This is a genomic window from Azospirillum griseum (assembly GCF_003966125.1).
Taxonomy (GTDB): domain Bacteria; phylum Pseudomonadota; class Alphaproteobacteria; order Azospirillales; family Azospirillaceae; genus Azospirillum; species Azospirillum griseum.
In genome coordinates this window covers 1-206 of the sequence record NZ_RXMA01000217.1, presented here as the reverse complement: position 1 = coordinate 206, position 206 = coordinate 1, and the positions used below count along the sequence as shown (strand labels likewise).

General features: G+C 60.7%; 1 tRNA gene. It reads right to left on the bottom strand.

What is annotated here, in order from left to right:
* A tRNA-Met gene (locus EJ903_RS26845) sits at positions 1 to 74 on the bottom strand.
* Positions 75 to 206 lie beyond the last annotated feature (132 nt).

Genomic DNA, 206 nt, shown 5'->3' with positions numbered 1-206 from the left:
TTGCGGGGGCAGGATTTGAACCTGCGGCCTTCAGGTTATGAGCCTGACGAGCTACCGGGCTGCTCCACCCCGCGGGCGATGGGTTTGGCGAGTGAGGATGATGGGCGCGTTTGAGTTGGTGTGTTGGTGTTTGTGTGGTTTCTCGTGTGCCTGAGTGACCTGGCGGCGACCTACTCTCCCACGCCTTAAGACGCAGTACCATCGGC